19 protein-coding genes are annotated in these 18,764 nt (G+C 45.5%); all 19 read right to left on the bottom strand.

Annotated elements, in window-relative coordinates; translation table 11 throughout:
- Positions 1-37 precede the first annotated feature (37 nt).
- Complete coding sequence (locus tag NSQ38_RS17980; RefSeq protein WP_339783267.1) at positions 38-1,588, bottom strand: ABC-F family ATP-binding cassette domain-containing protein; 1,551 nt, start codon at positions 1,586-1,588, stop codon at positions 38-40.
- Positions 1,589-1,726: 138 nt separating this feature from the next.
- Positions 1,727-2,710, bottom strand: a complete 984-nt coding sequence (locus NSQ38_RS17975) for a hypothetical protein (RefSeq protein WP_338587250.1) — start codon at positions 2,708-2,710, stop codon at positions 1,727-1,729.
- Positions 2,697-3,248: a hypothetical protein gene (locus NSQ38_RS17970; RefSeq protein ID WP_339783266.1), complete on the bottom strand. Its 552-nt coding sequence runs from the start codon at positions 3,246-3,248 to the stop codon at positions 2,697-2,699. Before NSQ38_RS17970 ends, NSQ38_RS17975 begins: the two co-directional genes overlap by 14 nt.
- A complete protein-coding gene (locus tag NSQ38_RS17965) occupies positions 3,245-3,643 on the bottom strand; it encodes a hypothetical protein (RefSeq protein ID WP_339783264.1) in 399 nt (132 codons plus the stop codon). Before NSQ38_RS17965 ends, NSQ38_RS17970 begins: the two co-directional genes overlap by 4 nt.
- Before the next feature lie 16 nt (positions 3,644-3,659).
- Positions 3,660-4,145, bottom strand: coding sequence for a hypothetical protein (locus tag NSQ38_RS17960; protein WP_062834890.1), 486 nt, complete (start codon positions 4,143-4,145; stop codon positions 3,660-3,662).
- Positions 4,146-4,207: 62 nt separating this feature from the next.
- The gene (locus NSQ38_RS17955; protein WP_339783263.1) at positions 4,208-6,274 is read right to left on the bottom strand and encodes a hypothetical protein; all 2,067 of its coding nucleotides are present in this window, start codon (positions 6,272-6,274) and stop codon (positions 4,208-4,210) included.
- Positions 6,271-8,091 carry an ATPase, T2SS/T4P/T4SS family gene (locus NSQ38_RS17950; RefSeq protein WP_339783262.1) on the bottom strand — a complete coding sequence of 607 codons (1,821 nt, stop codon included), beginning with the start codon at positions 8,089-8,091 and terminating at the stop codon, positions 6,271-6,273. The genes NSQ38_RS17955 and NSQ38_RS17950 overlap by 4 nt, the downstream gene beginning before the upstream one ends.
- Before the next feature lie 7 nt (positions 8,092-8,098).
- Positions 8,099-8,929, bottom strand: a complete 831-nt coding sequence (locus tag NSQ38_RS17945) for a hypothetical protein (protein WP_339783261.1) — start codon at positions 8,927-8,929, stop codon at positions 8,099-8,101.
- A complete protein-coding gene (locus tag NSQ38_RS17940) occupies positions 8,926-9,639 on the bottom strand; it encodes a hypothetical protein (RefSeq protein WP_339783260.1) in 714 nt (237 codons plus the stop codon). Before NSQ38_RS17940 ends, NSQ38_RS17945 begins: the two co-directional genes overlap by 4 nt.
- Positions 9,640-9,716: 77 nt before the next feature.
- Positions 9,717-10,736 (bottom strand): SAF domain-containing protein, encoded by a 1,020-nt coding sequence (locus NSQ38_RS17935; protein ID WP_339783259.1) that lies wholly within the window; start codon positions 10,734-10,736, stop codon positions 9,717-9,719.
- Positions 10,737-10,762: 26 nt separating this feature from the next.
- Positions 10,763-12,241 (bottom strand): serine/threonine protein kinase, encoded by a 1,479-nt coding sequence (locus NSQ38_RS17930; RefSeq protein ID WP_339783257.1) that lies wholly within the window; start codon positions 12,239-12,241, stop codon positions 10,763-10,765.
- Between the two features lie 227 nt (positions 12,242-12,468).
- Positions 12,469-13,518, bottom strand: a complete 1,050-nt coding sequence (locus NSQ38_RS17925; protein ID WP_339783255.1) for an SAM-dependent methyltransferase — start codon at positions 13,516-13,518, stop codon at positions 12,469-12,471.
- Positions 13,519-13,524: 6 nt separating this feature from the next.
- Positions 13,525-14,298 carry an ATP-binding cassette domain-containing protein gene (locus NSQ38_RS17920; protein ID WP_338594986.1) on the bottom strand — a complete coding sequence of 258 codons (774 nt, stop codon included), beginning with the start codon at positions 14,296-14,298 and terminating at the stop codon, positions 13,525-13,527.
- A gap of 2 nt (positions 14,299-14,300) precedes the next feature.
- Complete coding sequence (locus NSQ38_RS17915; protein WP_338587269.1) at positions 14,301-14,618, bottom strand: thioredoxin family protein; 318 nt, start codon at positions 14,616-14,618, stop codon at positions 14,301-14,303.
- Positions 14,618-14,956: a cyclic-phosphate processing receiver domain-containing protein gene (locus NSQ38_RS17910; protein ID WP_017688046.1), complete on the bottom strand. Its 339-nt coding sequence runs from the start codon at positions 14,954-14,956 to the stop codon at positions 14,618-14,620. Before NSQ38_RS17910 ends, NSQ38_RS17915 begins: the two co-directional genes overlap by 1 nt.
- A 19-nt stretch (positions 14,957-14,975) precedes the next feature.
- Complete coding sequence (locus NSQ38_RS17905) at positions 14,976-15,824, bottom strand: deoxyribonuclease IV (RefSeq protein ID WP_339783253.1); 849 nt, start codon at positions 15,822-15,824, stop codon at positions 14,976-14,978.
- Positions 15,814-16,635 carry a DNA-formamidopyrimidine glycosylase family protein gene (locus NSQ38_RS17900; protein ID WP_091029323.1) on the bottom strand — a complete coding sequence of 274 codons (822 nt, stop codon included), beginning with the start codon at positions 16,633-16,635 and terminating at the stop codon, positions 15,814-15,816. Before NSQ38_RS17900 ends, NSQ38_RS17905 begins: the two co-directional genes overlap by 11 nt.
- Before the next feature lie 6 nt (positions 16,636-16,641).
- Positions 16,642-17,451, bottom strand: coding sequence for a TIGR01457 family HAD-type hydrolase (locus NSQ38_RS17895; protein WP_133385199.1), 810 nt, complete (start codon positions 17,449-17,451; stop codon positions 16,642-16,644).
- A gap of 356 nt (positions 17,452-17,807) precedes the next feature.
- Entirely contained in the window at positions 17,808-18,746 is a 939-nt protein-coding gene (gene rnz, locus NSQ38_RS17890; RefSeq protein WP_017688042.1) for a ribonuclease Z, read from the bottom strand.
- Positions 18,747-18,764: the final 18 nt, after the last annotated feature.

Raw genomic sequence — 18,764 nt, 5'->3', positions numbered from 1 at the left:
GTCACCGTCATTTCTGTTAAACATTGTCTTAAATCGTCTAGTTTTTCTCAGACCATTCTTCGACATTCCATGTTTTGGTAACCCAACCCTCGTAGAAATCAGGTTCATGAGATACCAGTAACACCGTTCCCTTGAATTCTTTCAAAGCACGCTGCAACTCCGCTTTAGCTGTGACATCCAGATGGTTCGTCGGCTCATCAAATAGAATCCAGTTGCTTTCACGCATCAAGAGTTTGCATAAACGAACCTTGGCTTGTTCTCCACCACTCAGCATATTAAGCGGACGAGTAATGTGCTCATTTTTCAACCCACAGCGAGCGAGATGACCTCGGACCTCATTTTGGGTCAAATGTGAAAACTCATTCCAGACATCCTCAATCGGCGTGATATTCCCAGCACGAACCTCCTGCTCAAAATATGCCGTTTCGAGATAATCTCCTAAGAAAGTCTTTCCACTGAGTGGAGATATTTTTCCCAGGATGGTTTTCAACAGCGTCGATTTACCCACACCATTACAACCTACGATGGCAATTTTCTCACCACGTTCAATTGTCATTGTCATCTTAGGCAGCAAAGGAAACGTATATCCAATTTCAAAATCAATACCCTCAAAGACCGTTTTGCTGCTCGCACGGGCATCCTTAAATTTGAACGTTGGTTTGGCCGCTTCATCTGGGCGATCAATACGTTCAATTCTGTCCAACTGCTTCTCCCGGCTCTTCGCTCGACCTGAAGTTGAAGCACGTGCCTTGTTACGCTGAATGAAATCTTCCTGCTTCTTGATGTACTCTTGCTGCTTCTCATATGCATCAATATGCTGGGCTTTATTCATATCAGCCATCTCAAGGAACTTGTTATAGTTCGCTGCATATCTCGTTAATTTGGCAAATTCCAAATGATAAATGACATTTACGACTTCATTCATGAATTCCGTGTCATGGGAGATTAAGAGGAACGCGTGCGGGTAGTCCTTCAGATAACGTGACAGCCATTCAATATGCTCTACATCCAGATAGTTGGTCGGCTCATCCAGTAACAGAGCTGTAGGCTTCTCGAGCAGTAGCTTGGCAAGCAGCACCTTGGTACGTTGTCCACCACTTAGAGCTGCGACATCCCGATCAAGACCAATTGCGGACAAACCAAGACCATTAGCCATCTCTTCCACTTTTACGTCAATCAGATAAAAGTCGCCCTGTTCCAGTTGTTCCTGAATATCGCCCATCTCTTCCAGCAACTGCTCCAGCTTATCTGGATCTGCATCTGCCATCTGGTCCGTAATATTCATCATTTCTTTTTCCAATTCAAGCAACGGAAGGAATGCATCTTTAAGCACGTCACGAATGGTTTTACCTGGCGTAAGCTTCGTGTGCTGATCCAGATATCCATAACGGACCTTAGGTGTCCATTCCACTTTTCCACTATCTTTAAGCAATTTACCTGTAAGGATGTTCATTAATGTGGATTTACCTACACCATTGGCACCAACAAGCCCTACGCGCTCTCCGGCAAGTAAACGAAACGATACATTTTTAAATAACGTGCGATCTCCAAAATTGTGACTTACGTTCTCTACTGACAATAAACTCATAAGATGAGGTTGCTCCTATCTATTAGACATTACTTTTGTGATTGTTCCGAAACCCTATTCTAGCACAGGTCCCGTCTTTTCTGAAAGTAATGTAAACATATCAGGAACCTCTTCCATAATTTTGTCATACAGGGAACCCTAACGGTTAGAGCATTTATATTCGAAATAGCCTTGTGCAGCTGCTTGTCTCGCGTCTGTGAACACCTCTTCAGCACGGTAACCATTACCACATGTGGAGGGGTAGTAGTACTTGATACCCGTTAAAGGATCTACCCCACCTACTATCGCCGTTTTCTTCACAAGTCTGCCTCCACCAATTGCGTAATTGTTGATCTTCTGGTCACCCACACCTATACCTTGGATAAAAGCCATAATCCCTGTATCATTTATGGAGTTGTACCAATCTTCCTGGGCAATCAGGGGCATCGTAAATGTATAGGAAATACCGTTCTTTCTGGCAAACTCATTATGGCGGTTAATCACATCAGCCAGATTATCCTGCACAGTAGTCACAATCCGACTTCGTCTAACTTGTTCAAATACGTGGGTATCCTGAAGTAAAGGAATCTGTGTGGTTGAAGCCAGTTCTTTTTGAAATCCTTCAATCCATTTCCCTGCGCTTGCGTCATAGGCATATACGTAGTCGTCCAGTGTAAAGTTAATACTGTTACCATTAGAATCTGAATATGTATAAGGTTTCTTGGGGCTCCATACTTGCCGGAAAGAATCTTCAAGGTTACCCGTCATCTCTGTTTCCGTGGAAAACATATAATAGCCATCATAATCCAGAATAACTACGGCAGGAATGTAATTAAACATGTTTCGAATAGCTGCGGGATCATCCTGAATGCCCATATTCAAAGCCATCGTCTGCGTAAATGTCAACAAAGCAAGCTCCTTATCGGCTTTAACAAACTTGGTTGAATCGTAACCTGCTTCATCATTTTGTTTCTCATTCTGATGCATCACTGCACCTGCATCCATGACTGCAGTTTGAAGTGCAGATCTGTATCGATGACCAAGATATTGAGCCTCTTCGGCATCTTGGGTATGCAGTGAGATGATCCAGAAGAGCGGAAAAAAGATCAGCACGAATACAATGGAAAGCTCAGTAATCTTCATTGAGGACCATACCTCCGTATGTTACAAATACCGCTGAAGCCTGAGCCGTACCACTTAACCATTCACGGATGAGCATGGAAGGTGTACGATTTGTATTTTGGAGCGTCACGGTGAAAAAATCCCCTGTCGTCAACGTATATCTTCGGCCAGGATCATCAACCGGTATCACACCTGAGGATGGGAATAGTCTTTCTCGAATCTGAGCTGCATAATATCCATCCTGCACTACCTCATAGGTCCCGTTAAAACTGTTATGGTCCATCGGGTCTGTATAATGAGGTACATATTTCTTATGCAAATGTTCCATCGACACCTCATACAGATTGCCCGTCTGGGCCAGTTGCTCCTCAAACTCAGCAAACATTAGAGGTGAAATATATCCTTTCGTTCGGACAGCATCAACAAAGCGTGTTACATTCTGAACAGCCGTCATACGTGCTATATCATCCTGCCGATCGGCTGTTTCAGCAGCTGGGTACACATAGAGCAAAAAGACTGCGAGCAATACGGCAAGCAGCTTGGATGCGGCATTAATCAATTCACACTGGTCTCCTTCCAAAAAACAATCTTGAGCAGTTCTCCAGTTTCATTTCGTATAAACTCCGGTCTGTAGGTGGCATCGAGCTGGACAGGAATCGTCGCTGTTTTGCTGACAAGTGGATCGATCACATACGAAGTTCCATCTACCTCCACAGGGATGTCTGTGCCTGTCATCTGCCTCACGGTATGCAACACTTCCGCACCACTATATTGATAGGAATTGCTGGTATGCAGTGTTGTTGTCAGCCGACCTTCCATGCCTGCTGTTGTCTGTACTCTGTCGGTCAAGGCCGCAGACAAGATCTTAACATTCTGTTGCCCGTACAGGCAGGCTGTCACAAACAGGACAACCGCCGTACAAAACAACATGAGATGCTGGGTATTCCGGGACATGTTAAACCAACTCCTGTCAGGATTGCTGGAAGATCAGCCCTCTTACCACGTTGGAACGGTCTTTTACGATAATGGCTTTGAATTTACCACTCGGATTGACATATTGATTGTCTTTTTCACTCATGGTCTGGTTAATAATCCCCACTTTATCGTCAGGAGCAATAACCGAGCCGTAGTCGGCATTATTGAGATCCTGTGAAATGTTCAATTGATTGCCATACCATTGACCCGCTTTATTTTTACCTGTAATAACTTGAATACCGAACTGATCTTTGTCCGCGTATTTACGCAGCGCATTCGTTACCTGTGATCCACTGATGGTTGTTCCGTCATACACCGTAAATGCGGCTTGGGACAACTCGGTTTGGATATCAGCAAAATTGTTCTGGGCCGTCTTGGTTGCCTCCTGAGCCGAAATAAACAACAGAACTACAATTGTGATCAGAGCGATTGTTAAGAATATCCCTGCTGCCACCTTTAAAGCGCTTGATGCATTGTTCATGATAAATCCTCCCAAGTTATAAATTATTAAACTATTTCAGACTGTCACACAGATAAATTGTGCTACAGTTTCTGAATTTGCTCATAATAAATGTTCATCTGCAAGAAGCTCATACCAACCAATGGAATGACCAGATACAGAAAGATAAGGGCATACATGGGTGTAAATCCGATGGTTCTGCCCCATGATGCTTTGACATCAATCATTTTGCTGTACTCCTGCTTGCGTTGTTCAAAATAAAATTCCATCATGCTCTCGAGATCATCGAAGGCTTCACGTATTGAGATTTTGCCAAGGGCAAGCTGTAATTTATCAACCAGTCGCTGGAACTCGGGCAAGCCCGCCTCTTCCTTTAATTGTTCAAGTGCAAGCTCTGGTCCATGTTCAAAATGCAACAAACATTTTTGCAGCGGGCGTTTGAAAATGACGGCAAATCGATTAAGCCACTCCAATATCTCCTCGACTGACATCCGGTCCATCTCACGCAAAATGGAAATCACTGTCTGGAATTGGTAGATTTCATGTCGCATATCCAACCTTCGCATTTTCCGCTGAAATAACATGAGCCATACGGGCATGTAGTACCCAGCTCCACCCATAAGAATGGCTATAATCATTTCCCACCAACGTACATATTGCTTGTTATACACCTCAAGTTTCTGCATAATGCGCGTGATGGTCTCATTCTGGGTATCAAGGTCCATCTGAACGGGAGATAACTGCTGTAACGCGTTGGCGACTTCTTCGTATGTAGCTCCTCGGTTCATTTCTACACTTTCCAGCACGGATTGATCCAATGCTGTTTTTTCCTCAGCTTTCCTGAGATCCGCTTCAGCCATTGCACCAAACATTCGATCATCGCGGATTGGATCATACAAGATGTGGTTACGTTCAACCTGATGCAACAGCAAGATGCAACCCATTGTAAGGACCAAACAACCTGCGAATAACATCACTCTACGAATGGCAAGCCATTCATATTTCAACTCCGAGCTGCTCTCCCTCATGAGCCGTATCGTTTGACTGTACTGTGCACTGCCAGGTTTCGCTGCAAACAACATCGCCAATTTCCGTATGAAGGTCTGCCTGTACAGAAACTGATCCAACCATGAATGCTTATGCCCTGACCGGTAACGGGTCTCATCGTATTGCTGGAGCCTTTGCAGAAGCAAATAAGCAAGGATGATGATGACATAGATCGATATTTTGGTAACAAAACCGATTTTGCTGCGATAAAATTCATCCATCGTTGGGAAACTGACTCTGGCCCAACGTTCGATTGGAGCGGTGAACAATACCGGAGCAAGAGCGATAATATTAAGCCCTTTGAGCAGGTAATCCAATTTATCACGCCGCAAAATCTCCAAATGAATCTCCTGAGTTAGGTTACCAAGTCCTTTGAGATAAATAGAACCTTGTGCTCTGTCCTTATCCCCGAACTCCATGACCATATAGGAAACGCCGGCGAATCCTTTGAGAAAACGGTTGGGAGCCACCTCATAATAACGCTCAAGTGCTTCATTCGGATCTGGAGAAGTTAGAGCTTCGTAGATCAGTCTTACTTGTTCTGCTGCTTCTCCTGTACCTGCTTCAGCAGCTTCATAGAGTGCTTCCTCAACCATGCCATGTTGATGATACCTATGCCTTACATCCGCAAAGAGATCCAACATCTGAACCAGCAACCTTTTCTCCATACGACTGAGGCACATATCCAATACCAGACTGTTTAACACCACAGCACAGAGAATGGATAGTATTACAAAAGCGATACCGGGCTGCAGAAAAAACAGAATGACACTAATGCCTCCATAACCTCCAAGAATAATCAGAACCACTTTCATCGTCAGCCTGCGAAGTGAAGGTTCATCCCCAACATGGCGGAATGAAATACGTTTCTGCACCTGTAGAATATAAGCTGATAGCAGTGGCACTTTCATTCCAAGACGGTAGGACTGCAACAAGATTGATCCCAGTCCCTTGAATCCCTTCCCGCTAGGAGCAAAAATCACGCCGGGTTGACTTGTTGAACCACCTCCTCTGTGACGTAACATACTTAGAACCAGAAGTGTGATCAGCAACCCTCCTGCACAAATACTTAATACAAGGAGCAGAATCCATTTAATTGTCATGCTGAATCACCCCAGTGTTGCTTCATAAACTGTTCAAATTTCTCGGCATCCTGTAATGTCATCTGGTCTCGCATATCCACCATGCTTCCAGAGGAGATTGGAGCTGTTGCAACATACGCTCCATCTCTGTACTCCACAACATTATGAAATGTAAAACCTGCCCTCTCTTCCACGCTATCACCTTGATTCACACGAGGAAGACATTCCGTAATTCGTTCGATATATCTTCGTCCCTCAGCATCTTTCTTCATATGGACATCGAAGTTGATTACACTCACAACCTGCTCCTCAGCAATATGCTCATGCTGGAACATACCTGTCTTGAGCAAGGAATTTCGGAGGGAGAAGACCAGATCACGAAACGTTTTGGCATGGTGGGTAAACAGGGTGAATAGACTGGCAACCTGAGACATTTGAATCATCCATGCGGCCACCTCATCACTCGCAACCTCACCGAGAATATTGACGGTACCATCCGTTTTTTTCTGCAAATCAAGCCCTTGTTGACCTGAAATGTGTTCGGTCTCTCGGAAACTCAAGATATTACGTCGGCTATAGATCCGTCTTAATTGAAGTTCAAACGCCATCTCCTGCACCCGAAGGGTGTACGATGCATAGATGTGTTTGACCATAGCCATAAGCAACGTCGTTTTACCAGAACCTTGTGCCCCGGTTACAGCTGTAATCCGGCTTCCTTTCATCAGGTATTGAAGCAGTGTTATTGGCAGATCTGCGTTGTTACCCGTAATTAATTGTTCAAGTGAAGCATTCGGAATATCGAACTTCCGGACGAAGAACGCCCATGATTCTGCAAAAGGAGGACGGACAACAACGACACGGGAGCCATCTTTCATCTCGTTCACCTTGTATCCACTTGCTTCTGACAGCTGTCCGGGATAATTGTATTTGTATATATTCTGGCATACCCTTTTCAGTTCACGGATGCTGCCAAATGACAGAAAAGATAGATGAATGGACTTACCTTTATAGAAAATCCAGACACTTTCCATGCCGCTAAGCGGTTCTTCATGTGCATCATCCTCCAGTCCTTGATCCAGCAAATCATTCCATGATGCCGGTTTTCGAAGTCCCATATTATGAACAGCATCAAGCATACCGCTGACACCACCACTAACGCCGTCAATACGTTGGTCCCTTATCTCATCAACAACCGAGAACCCTTTATAATGCTGATAGATACGTTGCACGATGATATCCGTCTTTTCTCTGAATCCAAGCTCTCGATATTCGCACTCGAAAACATACTGAATGTCCTCCTCAGAGATATAATAACTTCCTCCATCGTCCGTACTTTCCTCCATTCTCAGTCTGCCAAGATCGTAGGTATCAATCATGCGGGAGAGTGCATCTACACCGAATTGCTGTCGGTACAGATAAAACACAATTTCGAATCGGTCCTGGATCGTCAACAAATCTGGTTCTGCAAACAAAATAACTTCATCTACATTTGATTTGTTCAGCCCTATGCTTCGGGTAAGCAGATCCCCTATCAGATTTTTGACATACGTTTTGTCGCTGATACTGCCTGAGACACAGCCCTTCAGTGCTTTTCTCATCTCGGCACGCTGATTAATTCTTCGACGATATTCTTCTTCATGCAGACCCGCATCCGCGAGCTGACTATGACTAAGTTCATGAAGTGAGTTCTTCACCTTCTCAATCAACATGTCTATCGTGAATGATTCCTGTTCAGGAACACGAGCATTCTTTTCACGAAGAAACGTTCTATACTTGAACCAGATATAAGTCAGGCACAGAATCAAAATTAAACCTATCCATATGGTATTCCAGAGCATCGGAGGTTCAGGCTCCCCTTTCCAGCCTCTTCAGAACTGTGCGCATACCTGCACCGTCCATAATCAGGCGAGCGAGTTCGCTCATGCTTGCAGCAAAGCTCCCTTTACGAATATCCTTATCCTCAGTCAAACTTTCCAACTGCAAGTATCTGGCAACATCTCGCCGATTCATTGCATCCAGGTATCCGGTTGTGTACGGGATCGCAGATATCGTGCCTTTGTATTTGAACTGGCGCCGAATATTGGAAAGCGTTGCACGGGAATGCAAATCGTATTTGTTAATTACAACATGTATATTCTTATTGTTCATTCGTTTTGGCAGGATCTCTTCAAAGAACAACTCCAGATTTCGCATATTTTGATCGAGATTAATGACAACATAGTCCGCCTGTTGCAGCTTGAGCTGTGCATCGACACCAGCATGATCCGCATCCAGAAGAACCAGATCATAATACTCGTTAGCTACATTTAGCAGCTTTTTCACAGTCTCACCATGTTCCTGCGGGGAACGTTCCATCTCATCCATTCTTCCGGTTAGGAAATCAAGTCTTTCTTTCAGAAGTGGCTTGGTATAATCCCTGAGATTGTGCTTATTCAGACTTCCGCTCGAATGCAGCCGTGCAATCGCATCCCAGCCACCCTCTTCGAAGGAGAACATAAAATCCGCTGTATCCGTATCTTTGGATGGTAGGGCAGCTTCTGTGCCAGTTCCGGCAAGGCCTGTATTAACAAGTAACACTCTTGTCCTGTAGTGAAGTGCCATCGCATAAGCACTAATTAATGTATTTGATGTGCAACCTGTTCCTGCAAAAGGACTCCAAAAGGTAATGGCGCTCATGCTCTCATCCTCTCTGCTTCTTTCATCGCACGGCGACTACGAACACTTTCCCAACCTGTTAACTGCTCGACCACGCGACACAACGATTTTTTGTAATTTCGTGACAAAGGTCCAAGATGAACTCGGCGATGATGCTCATTCTCAAGCTTAACCGCCGCTGTTAACTCATCCCATGGAAGCACTAAGGATTCTCCTGTCCATACAAACGGACAGCCCTCCAGATACGCCCACAGATAACGAGCTTCAAGCTTGCAGTCAACCCCGTTAATTAAGAGCCGCTGAAATGACAGCTCACCCGGCAATGACTGTTCTTCAAGCAACCGCTTCAACCAGCCCTTGCCACGTTCCAGATTGTAACGCTCATAATCACTCACCCAGACTCTTACATCAGCGGTTAGCCAGAGATTACGTGAAGCAAAATGTGAAGTCTCCATGTCATATAACACATAATCATAACTGTCCAATCGCTCTCCATTTACTTCAAGATGATTCTCTACAGCTGCCGAAGTGACAAAATGACAAGCGATATCAAATCCTTCAAATTCCGTAATTCGCAAAGACTGCTGACCGTCACCTACACCGTACCCATACTTCTGTTGTAAGGTTCCATCTACGAGCAAGACCTTGTTGCCTGTCGAAGCCAATATCTTGCAAAGATATAACATCAGATCATTCTTCTCACATAAACCCGCAAAGATCCATGTATGCATAGATGTTACAACTCCTTTCTATTTCTTTAAACCTTTGTTATCTGAATTATCTTAATGTGAAAACCTTAGATTAATCTCTACTCTCCACCCGTTAGCAAGCTCTGCTGTTCTGTTTGTGAAGCTTCAGCAGGATCATTTACGCTTCCAGAATTAGCTCCTGCTCCGTTTCCTGAACCATCATTCCACATCACTCCATCCGACGTTGCCGGATTATTGGCTGATGGGCGACTGTTATAGGTAACTGAGGATTGGGCCACATCCTGTTCCACTCCTTTTGACGGTGCTGTCACGGAGGCGGCCAGTGAACTTTCAAGCGAACTTCGCACTTGTCTGGATAACTCCTGTTCGGCTCGTCGAACAATATTCGGATCACTCTCCAGCAGTTTCAACACTTCTGAATTGGCAGGATACGTCGGGATTGCAGGTGTCTGAAACTGTGGTTCTACATAGGTTAAGGCATAGATTGAAGCTTTATGTAAATAGGCATCTACAATTGCACTTGAGAGTGACAGAATCTCTTCCTCCGTCATCGTAATCCATAAGGTAGCTGCATTGAGTCGTTCCACTTTCTTCTTCGATAAAAGAACGTAGTCTTGTCCGGTAGGGAATTGGATACGAACATCAATAATATCTCCCTTAACGAGTGAGGATGGCAGTAATACAACTTGCAGCTCTCGATTTCTTAAATCGGGCGGAGCCGGTGTATCCTCATATACCATCTCGGTGGTAATGGCTGTTCCTTTTTTTAACTCTATTTTGGCCATTTGGCCTTCCATTTGCTTGGTACTGGACCAGAGATTTCGTGGTGCTTGTGCATCCGGAACAGCAATGAGCTTCAGATCCTCCGGTAATATCGGTTCACCTGCTTCAATATCCCGAATCGTAACCCATCCTTGTGCGCCCGAATCCCATTGTTGCTTTAACTCAGCTTTCTTTTCCTCATATGCCGATAAATACCGGGCTTCTACGGCTGACCTGACATCCCCCATCGTTTTGACATTATAAATAACATACCCTCCGAACACCAACCCTACAGCTCCTGCTCCGATAAGTCCGGCATAGATCAGTTGACGGCTTTGTTTTCTTAATTTAGACAAAAGAGGCTCTCCTTTCGTAATCTCTTCTAATCATGTACTTTCCTTCGTGAAAAGAACGAACGTTTCTTGGGCTGCTGTGCCATCATATGCATTAAAATATGTGAAAACACTTTATCCATCTGTGCGTCCTTATCAAAAGGGTCGATATGTAACGGCAGACCATATACACTCGATGTATCCAGAGCTTTCCGAATGCGTTGAACTGCTTCACTTGCTGCAAGGGGCAAACAATATATCCATTTCTCTCGTGGATACCGATGATGTGATCGAACAAAAGCGCCAATCTCCGCCTGTCTCCATTCGGCACCTGAGCCTATCACAATAGGCAGATCTGCACGAAGGAATTCTTCCAGCCGGTTCTGGTCCTGACCACTACCTAGATCCATCACGATGAATTGATAACTCCCCCCAAGCAAAGACAAAATATCCGCTCGCCCGGATTGTTTCCAATAATGCACACCATCCACTGCAAACTGTCTGCCTGCTGGTACCGGTTTACCCGCTTGAGCGATTTGTTGAATTCTTGCAAAGGATTGAGAGCGAGGTGACATTTCAATCACAGCTACTTTGAAGTTTTGCCTTTCGAGATAATGACTGATAGCTATAGCAGTGTGGGTAACCCCTACACCAGATGAAGCACCAGTCAAGGCAATAACTCTTGTTCCGCCATTCAAGGTTATGGTTGCATCTCCACCAGGCGTTATTCCACCAGGTATTCGGAGCAGTTCTTTCCGTACCTCATCGGCAGATTGGAATCGCTCCTCGGCATTATATCTCAACAGTCTCCTTGCCACAGGGATGTAAGTCCGTGGAACATCACTCCGGATAGAGCTTTCCACACCCTGAATCCATTCCGTATAGGCCCCACTTGTCATAAGATACAGCAGCAATGCTCCGAGTCCGTATAGATCTGAACGCGCATCAGTCTGACCCGAGCCATATTGTTCTGGAGCGGCGAAACCAGCTGTTCCCAACTTAACGGTATCTTCAGCACTTTGCGGTTTGTAACTTCTGGCGATGCCAAAATCAATTAATCTTACTTCATGTTCCGGCGTGATCATGATGTTTGATGGTTTCAGATCCCTATAGATCACAGGTGGATTCAGATTATGCAAATAACTCAACACATCCAGCAATTGAAGCATCAGCTCCGTCAACTGCTCCATCGGGATCTTCCCACGACACTGCTTGAAATACTCACTGAGCGTTAACCCGTCGATATATTCCATCACCAAGTATGTGTACCCATCTTCATCCGGGACAAAAAAATCAACAATTTGCGGCAATCTTGGATGGCGAAGTGATGTCAGAAGTGCGGCCTCGGTCTCCATACTGCCTTCATATGGCATAATCGTTACGCTTTCTTTAATTGCCCATATCTTACCCGGTAACTTCAGATCCTCCGCCTCGTATACATGGCTCATTCCGCCTGTTCCCAGAATGGATACGATACGATATCTACCTCCCAGCAGGCTTCCGCGTTCCAGCCTGGCCGGATGTCTCATACCAATTCCTCCTTCAATACACAACAAAAAAGGGAAAGCTTCACCGAAGAAGAACAGACCGGATATCCGGTTTCGTTCACTTCGGGATGCTTTCCCTTAGGTTTGTTATGGTTAATATTGGTATCATTATAGTACAGGCAGGAATAGATTGTAAAGCACAAAATTTAATAAGCTTAATCGAATCAATTTCATAATACCTTTAGCTGCTTTAATCAAGAATAGATCTCTTAATATTTGACCATATAAAGTGTAATCTCTTCCCTGTTATGGAACAACTGCTTGGACCGTTGAATCTGCATCCGCGAACGCTCAAACGTATCGATAACATCTTTAATGAGCGCGAGCGGTTTTTTATGCAATAACTTCACGGTAACAATTGCTGTCCCCCCAGGCTGAAGGCTATATAGAAGATCCGATACAAGTCGGCTCATCAGCTTCGGACTCCAACTCATATCACATACGAGCAAATCGAATTCTCCTTCGCGGAAGCGCACATCCCCTGCGTTTTTCTTCAAGAAAGTCAGTTTTGGTGATGCCAGCAGTGTTGCATCCATCTTCGCCGGATCTACCGCCGTTACTTCAAGCCCGCGTTCAAGCAGGAACGAGGTCCATCCACCTGGTGCTGCACCAATATCAAGTGCTTTATGAAATGAAGTAAAGTCAATGCCAAACGTTTGCTCGGCTTCAAGCAATTTGAACTTAGCACGTGAGATCTGTCCATCTTCTTTTTGAAAACGTACGGCTCCCCCGCTCCAGTCTGACAGGTTCTGTTCAGGTCTGGATACGCCCGCATACAACATATCATTCGCAGCAAATACGGAAATGACATATTCAGCATCACGTACAACCCATTCACATCCCAGTTCATCCAGCTTTTCAGTCAGCAATTGCTTCAATGAGGCTGCATTTTCTTGCCAAAAGGACCCTTCTGTCTTCCGTACCTGTAGCACGACAGAGGCACCGGTCAGTTCCTTATGATTCAACACAAATGCAATCAATCTCTCGATAGATTGCTCTGAATCTTCTGTATTCTCCTGAAACTGAACAGGCTGGATATGACGTAAAAACGTTGGATATTCTACCAACAGTTTACCTGCAACTTCTTCCTCCGCTACAGGCAGACCCGCAAGCAAAATTTCTCCTGGTACGAGTACTGTGCTCTTGACCGCACCAAACGTACGGCGTAATTCTTCCTGTGCATAAGGGGCAAAGCCATGATTGGCTGTGCAGATAAAACGGGAGAAGTTGCCTTCTTCCCAAGACGATTGTGTACTCAAATTGTGTTACCCTCCAGAACGTACGCGTATCCACGGACGACCGTCATCCCACTGGATATCGACCGGAACATCGTACGTATGCTTAATTGTATCTTGTGTCAAAACTTCATGCTTAGGGCCAGCCGCCGCAATACGTCCATCGCGAATCAAAGCCACATGCGTAAATAAAGGTACGATCTCTTCAACATGATGTGTTACATACACAACTGTAATGTTACGCTGGCGCAGACGATCAATCTCAGCCAGCATTTTCTCACGTTCATATAAGTCTAGCCCGGCACAAGGCTCGTCCATAATCAGCAATTTAGGCTCAGCCATTAATGAACGAGCAAGCATGACTTTTTTGCGCTCCCCTTGGGATAACGTTCCAAGCGGGTTGTTAGCCAGGTTGGCAAAGCCCATGTCATCTAACAAACTCATTGCCTTTGCTTTGACTTCATCAGGAATTGTCTGATAAAAACGCAAAAAAGCATAAGCTCCTGTAGCGACGACCTCCCATACCGGATCTCTGGGTGTAAGTTTCTCAATCAACGTTTGGCTGATATAACCGATTTCCTTACGAACTTCCCTGACGTCACATTGTCCATACAGATTACCGAGTACTTCAATGCGTCCCTGGCTTGGAAACATATATCCGTTCATCATTTCCAACAACGTTGTTTTGCCAGAACCATTCCGACCAAGAATAACCCAATGTTCGCCTTGTTCAATGCGCAAATGCACGTTATCCAAAATCTGATTCTCTTCTCGTCTAAGTGAGACATGTTCCATCGAGATTATACTCATTTCAGCACCGCCTTCCGGATCTCCGAGAGCAAATGCTCCACAGAGCTCATCCGATAAACCATCTTTGGAACATCTTGCTGGCCGTCAAATAGCATCACTGCTGGTACGCTTGAAATTTTAAATTGTTGTACAAGTTCAGGAATGTCATGGATGTTCATTTCGGATAAAATACCCTCTGGCAGCATGTGCTCTACTACTTCCAACATACGCCGTGCTGCCGCACATGTCCCACACAAAGGGGTATATATGAACACAGCCTGTGGCATGCCTTCCCATACGCCGCGCATTAACATTTTGGATGTAATTGGCTTCATTAACTTTCTTCTCCCGCAGCAACACGCAGCATGACCTCACCCGTCATAGGACCATTATGAATGGTTACCGAATCCGGTTTATTGCTATATAACATCTCGTACATCTGGCGTTTCCCAAACATACTGGACGTATGCAAATAAATCTCACGCGGAAATAAACCTTCTCGTACAATGGATGCCGCAACCTCTCCGCCATTAGGCGAATCCGGACCAAGCTCATAATCCAGAGACAAAATGTCCACGTCGCCTTCTCTTAGCAGCATAAGGCACTCTTCTGCATTCGTTGCCAGAACAAATCCTTTCGGACATGCCCGATAGTCATCCAAAAAAACATGCATACAATCGCTCCTCTCCCCATTATAGCCAGGAACGCATGAGCGCTATATCATCACGGTGCGTTCCATCTTCGCCCGTTTCTGTCTCGAGCACAACAACCGCTTTTTGGAACTCAGGCGCAGTTAACAATACTTTCATTGATTCATTTCCAATATATCCCTGTCCAATCCTCGCATGTCTATCCTTACACGAACCAGATGCATATTTGGAATCATTAAAATGTACAGCAGCAACATTATCCCAGTATCCGAGCATCCTGCCCTTATCAAGCATCGCCGCTTCGTTGCCTGACAACCACAAACCTGAAGCAAAAGCATGGCATGTGTCAAAACAAAAAGCAATATGCTCCGGATATCGGCTCAATTTGCGAATCTGTATCATTTCTTCCATTGTCGTGCCCATCGGGCCATGATCACCTGCCTGATTTTCAATCAGCACCTTCGAATGTCCATTCCAATTCTCCAAGGCGGTATCCAGACAATGAATGAGGTTCTGATAACCCTCCAGCGGATCGTTTGTTTTGATATGTCCAAAATGGACTACCGTCCCAACAGAACCGCAAGCATTCGAAATTTCAAGATCATTGCGAATAGAAGCTATTGTAGCATGAAACCCCGCCTCTCCACGGGTCACGCCCAACGCCGGATTCGTAGGATAGGGTGAATGTGCAATCGAAGCCAGTCCATGCTGTTCACACCAATCCCTGCACTGCTCAGCATCCTTAAGATCCAGACTTTTCAGGCTGAGACTGCGCGGGTTTTTCGGAAAATACTGAAACGCCGTTGCCCCCATCTCATACGCTCTCTTGGCTGCCTGAAGAAATCCACCTCTGGTGCTAACATGTGCCCCGATACCGGTTTTAGGCCTCATGCTGGCATTTCGGACAGAAGAACGCCTTCTTGCCCGTAATTTCCACTCGTTCAATTGTTCCCCCGCAGCGCGGACAAGTCTCGCCTTCCCGATCGTACACTCGACATTGCTCGTCAAAACTTCCTGTCTTCGTATCGCCTTGCATCAGTGGCATTTCCATATAACCACCCTCAGAAGCCGCTTCACGCAACACGGACTGCATCGAATGGAACAAGCGCTCCGTCAGCTCAGGTGAAGTCGCGATGTTCTGCGTTTTGGAGCTTGGTCTCAGACCAGCAGCAAAAGCAATCTCATCCGAATAACAGTTGCCAATCCCTGCAATGATATGCTGGTTTACCAACGTTGTCTTAAGTGTACCCCGACGACCTTTCAACAGAGAAGCAAAACGTTCCACGTTCATCCGTCGATCCAATGGTTCAGGTCCAAGATCAGACATCGCCTCTTCGGTTTCTTTCGAAGTAAGCAGATGTAAATAACCCAAGCGCAGTCCAATAAAGAATAAAATGTGATCGCCAAACTGGATTTCCACTTGTGTGGAACGATCAGGGCGTTCCTCTTCCGTGCCCCAGAAAATCATACCACCCAACATAAGATGCAACACCAGACGTTTGCCATTAGCCAAGTGGAAAATCAGATGCTTCGCTCGGCGCTCAACAAATATGATGCGATTACCTGTAAGTTCATTGATGAACAGATCAGGCTCCGTATTTATCGTTTTATCGCGGTTAATTACAACACCTGTAATCAGTAGATCAAGTATTTTCTCGGACAGCAAGGTCCGGTAATTTTCCATTTCCGGTAGTTCCGGCATCGTACATTACCCCTTTTTGGAAGCTTGGTCTGTCTCTTGCGACAGCCACTCCATCAATTTATGCAAATCTTCAAACACATGATCAGGTCGAGCCTTGGCTGCTTGAATGTGTCCATCCATATTATCCCGTGTGGTCACACCGGTAAGTACCAACAGCGTCTCACACCCTGCTGCCACTCCAGCTGCAATATCGGTTCGCATATTATCTCCGATCACTGCCACTTCATGAGACGCCAGGTTTAGCCGGCTAATGGCCGACTTCATTATAACACTCGATGGCTTGCCAATAACGGTAGGATGAACTCCGGTTGCTGCTTCAATTGCTGCTCCAATAGTCCCCGCCCCAGGTGTCAGTCCATCATCGGAAGGAAGCTGCAGATCCGGGTTGGTCATGATGAATTTTGATCCCGCATTAATCCACCTTAGCGCCTTGGTCAGTTTATGGTAGGAAAATTCACGATCAATCCCCTGTATCACGTAATCTGGTGCATCTTCCGTCAGCTGTAGTCCTGCTTTTTCAATGGCTTCCAGCAGTCCTGCTTCTCCAATACATGCCACTTTTGCACCAGGGGACTCTTCAGCAACATATTCAGCAGCCGCCACAGCAGAAGTACATACTTGAGACGCGTCGGCAGGTATGCCCATCCCGTTCAGATGATCTGCCACACCTTGTGGTGTACGGGAAGAATTATTTGTTACGAATAAATACGGCTTTCCTAGCTCTTGCAGTGTTCGAATAAGCTGATCGGCTCCTTCGATACGATGTCTGCCATGATAGAGCGTACCATCCAAGTCAATCAGATAGGCCTTAATCACACACAGCACTTCCTTTCTTCATTCCATTAACATTTAATGTCCTTAATCATTTACCTCGAACTTGACCGCGAACCTATGTATTCAGGCAAAAAATAATGGCTTGCTGACATATGCACGCAACAAGTCGAACCGGATCGAACACCGACGGTTTAACTCGCGCGTCTTCTGTACAAGCTTGTCATTTCCTGCGCTTTCCCGGAAAATAATTTGAATCATTTCCCTCTTCATATTGCCCATCCTACACGCTTTCTGACCAGATTGCAAAAGGGACCGCGGGAGTTCCTCTCCCTCAGTCCCGTGCAATTACCCGGATCTTTATATGACGTGTTTAGCCGTGCACTGGTTCGCAATCAGGGTTAAGATTCTTGCTTGCGATGCACGACAGGAATAAGCTGGTGTTCGTTTGCAAGTCTGGTATTCGGGAATACGGACTGCGCCTCTTCCAAAAGTGGCTGAAGTTGATCCTCATCCTTATAGCGTGAACTGAAGTGAGTCATGATTAGTTGCCCTACATTGGCTGCTCTAGCCGCTTCTGCCGCTTGTTTAGAAGTACTATGATAGTACTCATGCGCTGTATCGGCCAAATCATGCATGAATGTAGCTTCATGCACAAGTACATCTGCATTGATGGAAAGTGGCTGTACGTTGTCACATGGACGTGTATCACCTAATATGGTGATCACCATGCCTCGTTTTGGCGCTCCCAATACATCTTCTGGACGAAGCGAATCACCGTTATCCAGCGTAATGGTTTCTCCACGTTTCAGCCGGCCGAACAATGGGCCTGGTTTCAGACCATATTCCGCCAGTTTGGCTGGGTCCAGGCTTCCTGGACGATCTTTTTCCGTAATCCGGTATCCATAGCTGTCAATCCGATGCTCAAGCAAAGCAGCTTCCACGATAAAACTGTCATCCTCGAACAGGACGCCGCCCGTATGTTCCACGATATTCAAATCATAGTTCACCCGGGATTGGCTAAGCTCCATTGTTGTACTGATCATTCGTTCCGTACCTGGCGGACCATATACGGTTAATGGTGTGGTGCCACCTTGATAGGCTCTGCTCGATAGCAGACCTGGAAGTCCAAATACATGATCACCATGCAGGTGAGTAATGAATATTTTCTCCAATTTGCTCAGTTTAAGCGGCGAACTTAAAATCTGGTGCTGCGTTCCTTCCCCGCAGTCAAACAACCACAAAGCTCTGCGCTCATCCAACATGCGTAGCCCAATGGAAGTTACATTCCGTTGAAGCGTAGGTACACCAGCATTAGTTCCCAGGAAATATAGTTCCATTCTGGATCGCACCTCTTT

Origin of the sequence: Paenibacillus sp. FSL R7-0313 (assembly GCF_037969885.1) — a bacterium.
Classification (GTDB): domain Bacteria; phylum Bacillota; class Bacilli; order Paenibacillales; family Paenibacillaceae; genus Paenibacillus.
This window is presented reverse-complemented; position numbering and strand designations above follow the sequence as displayed.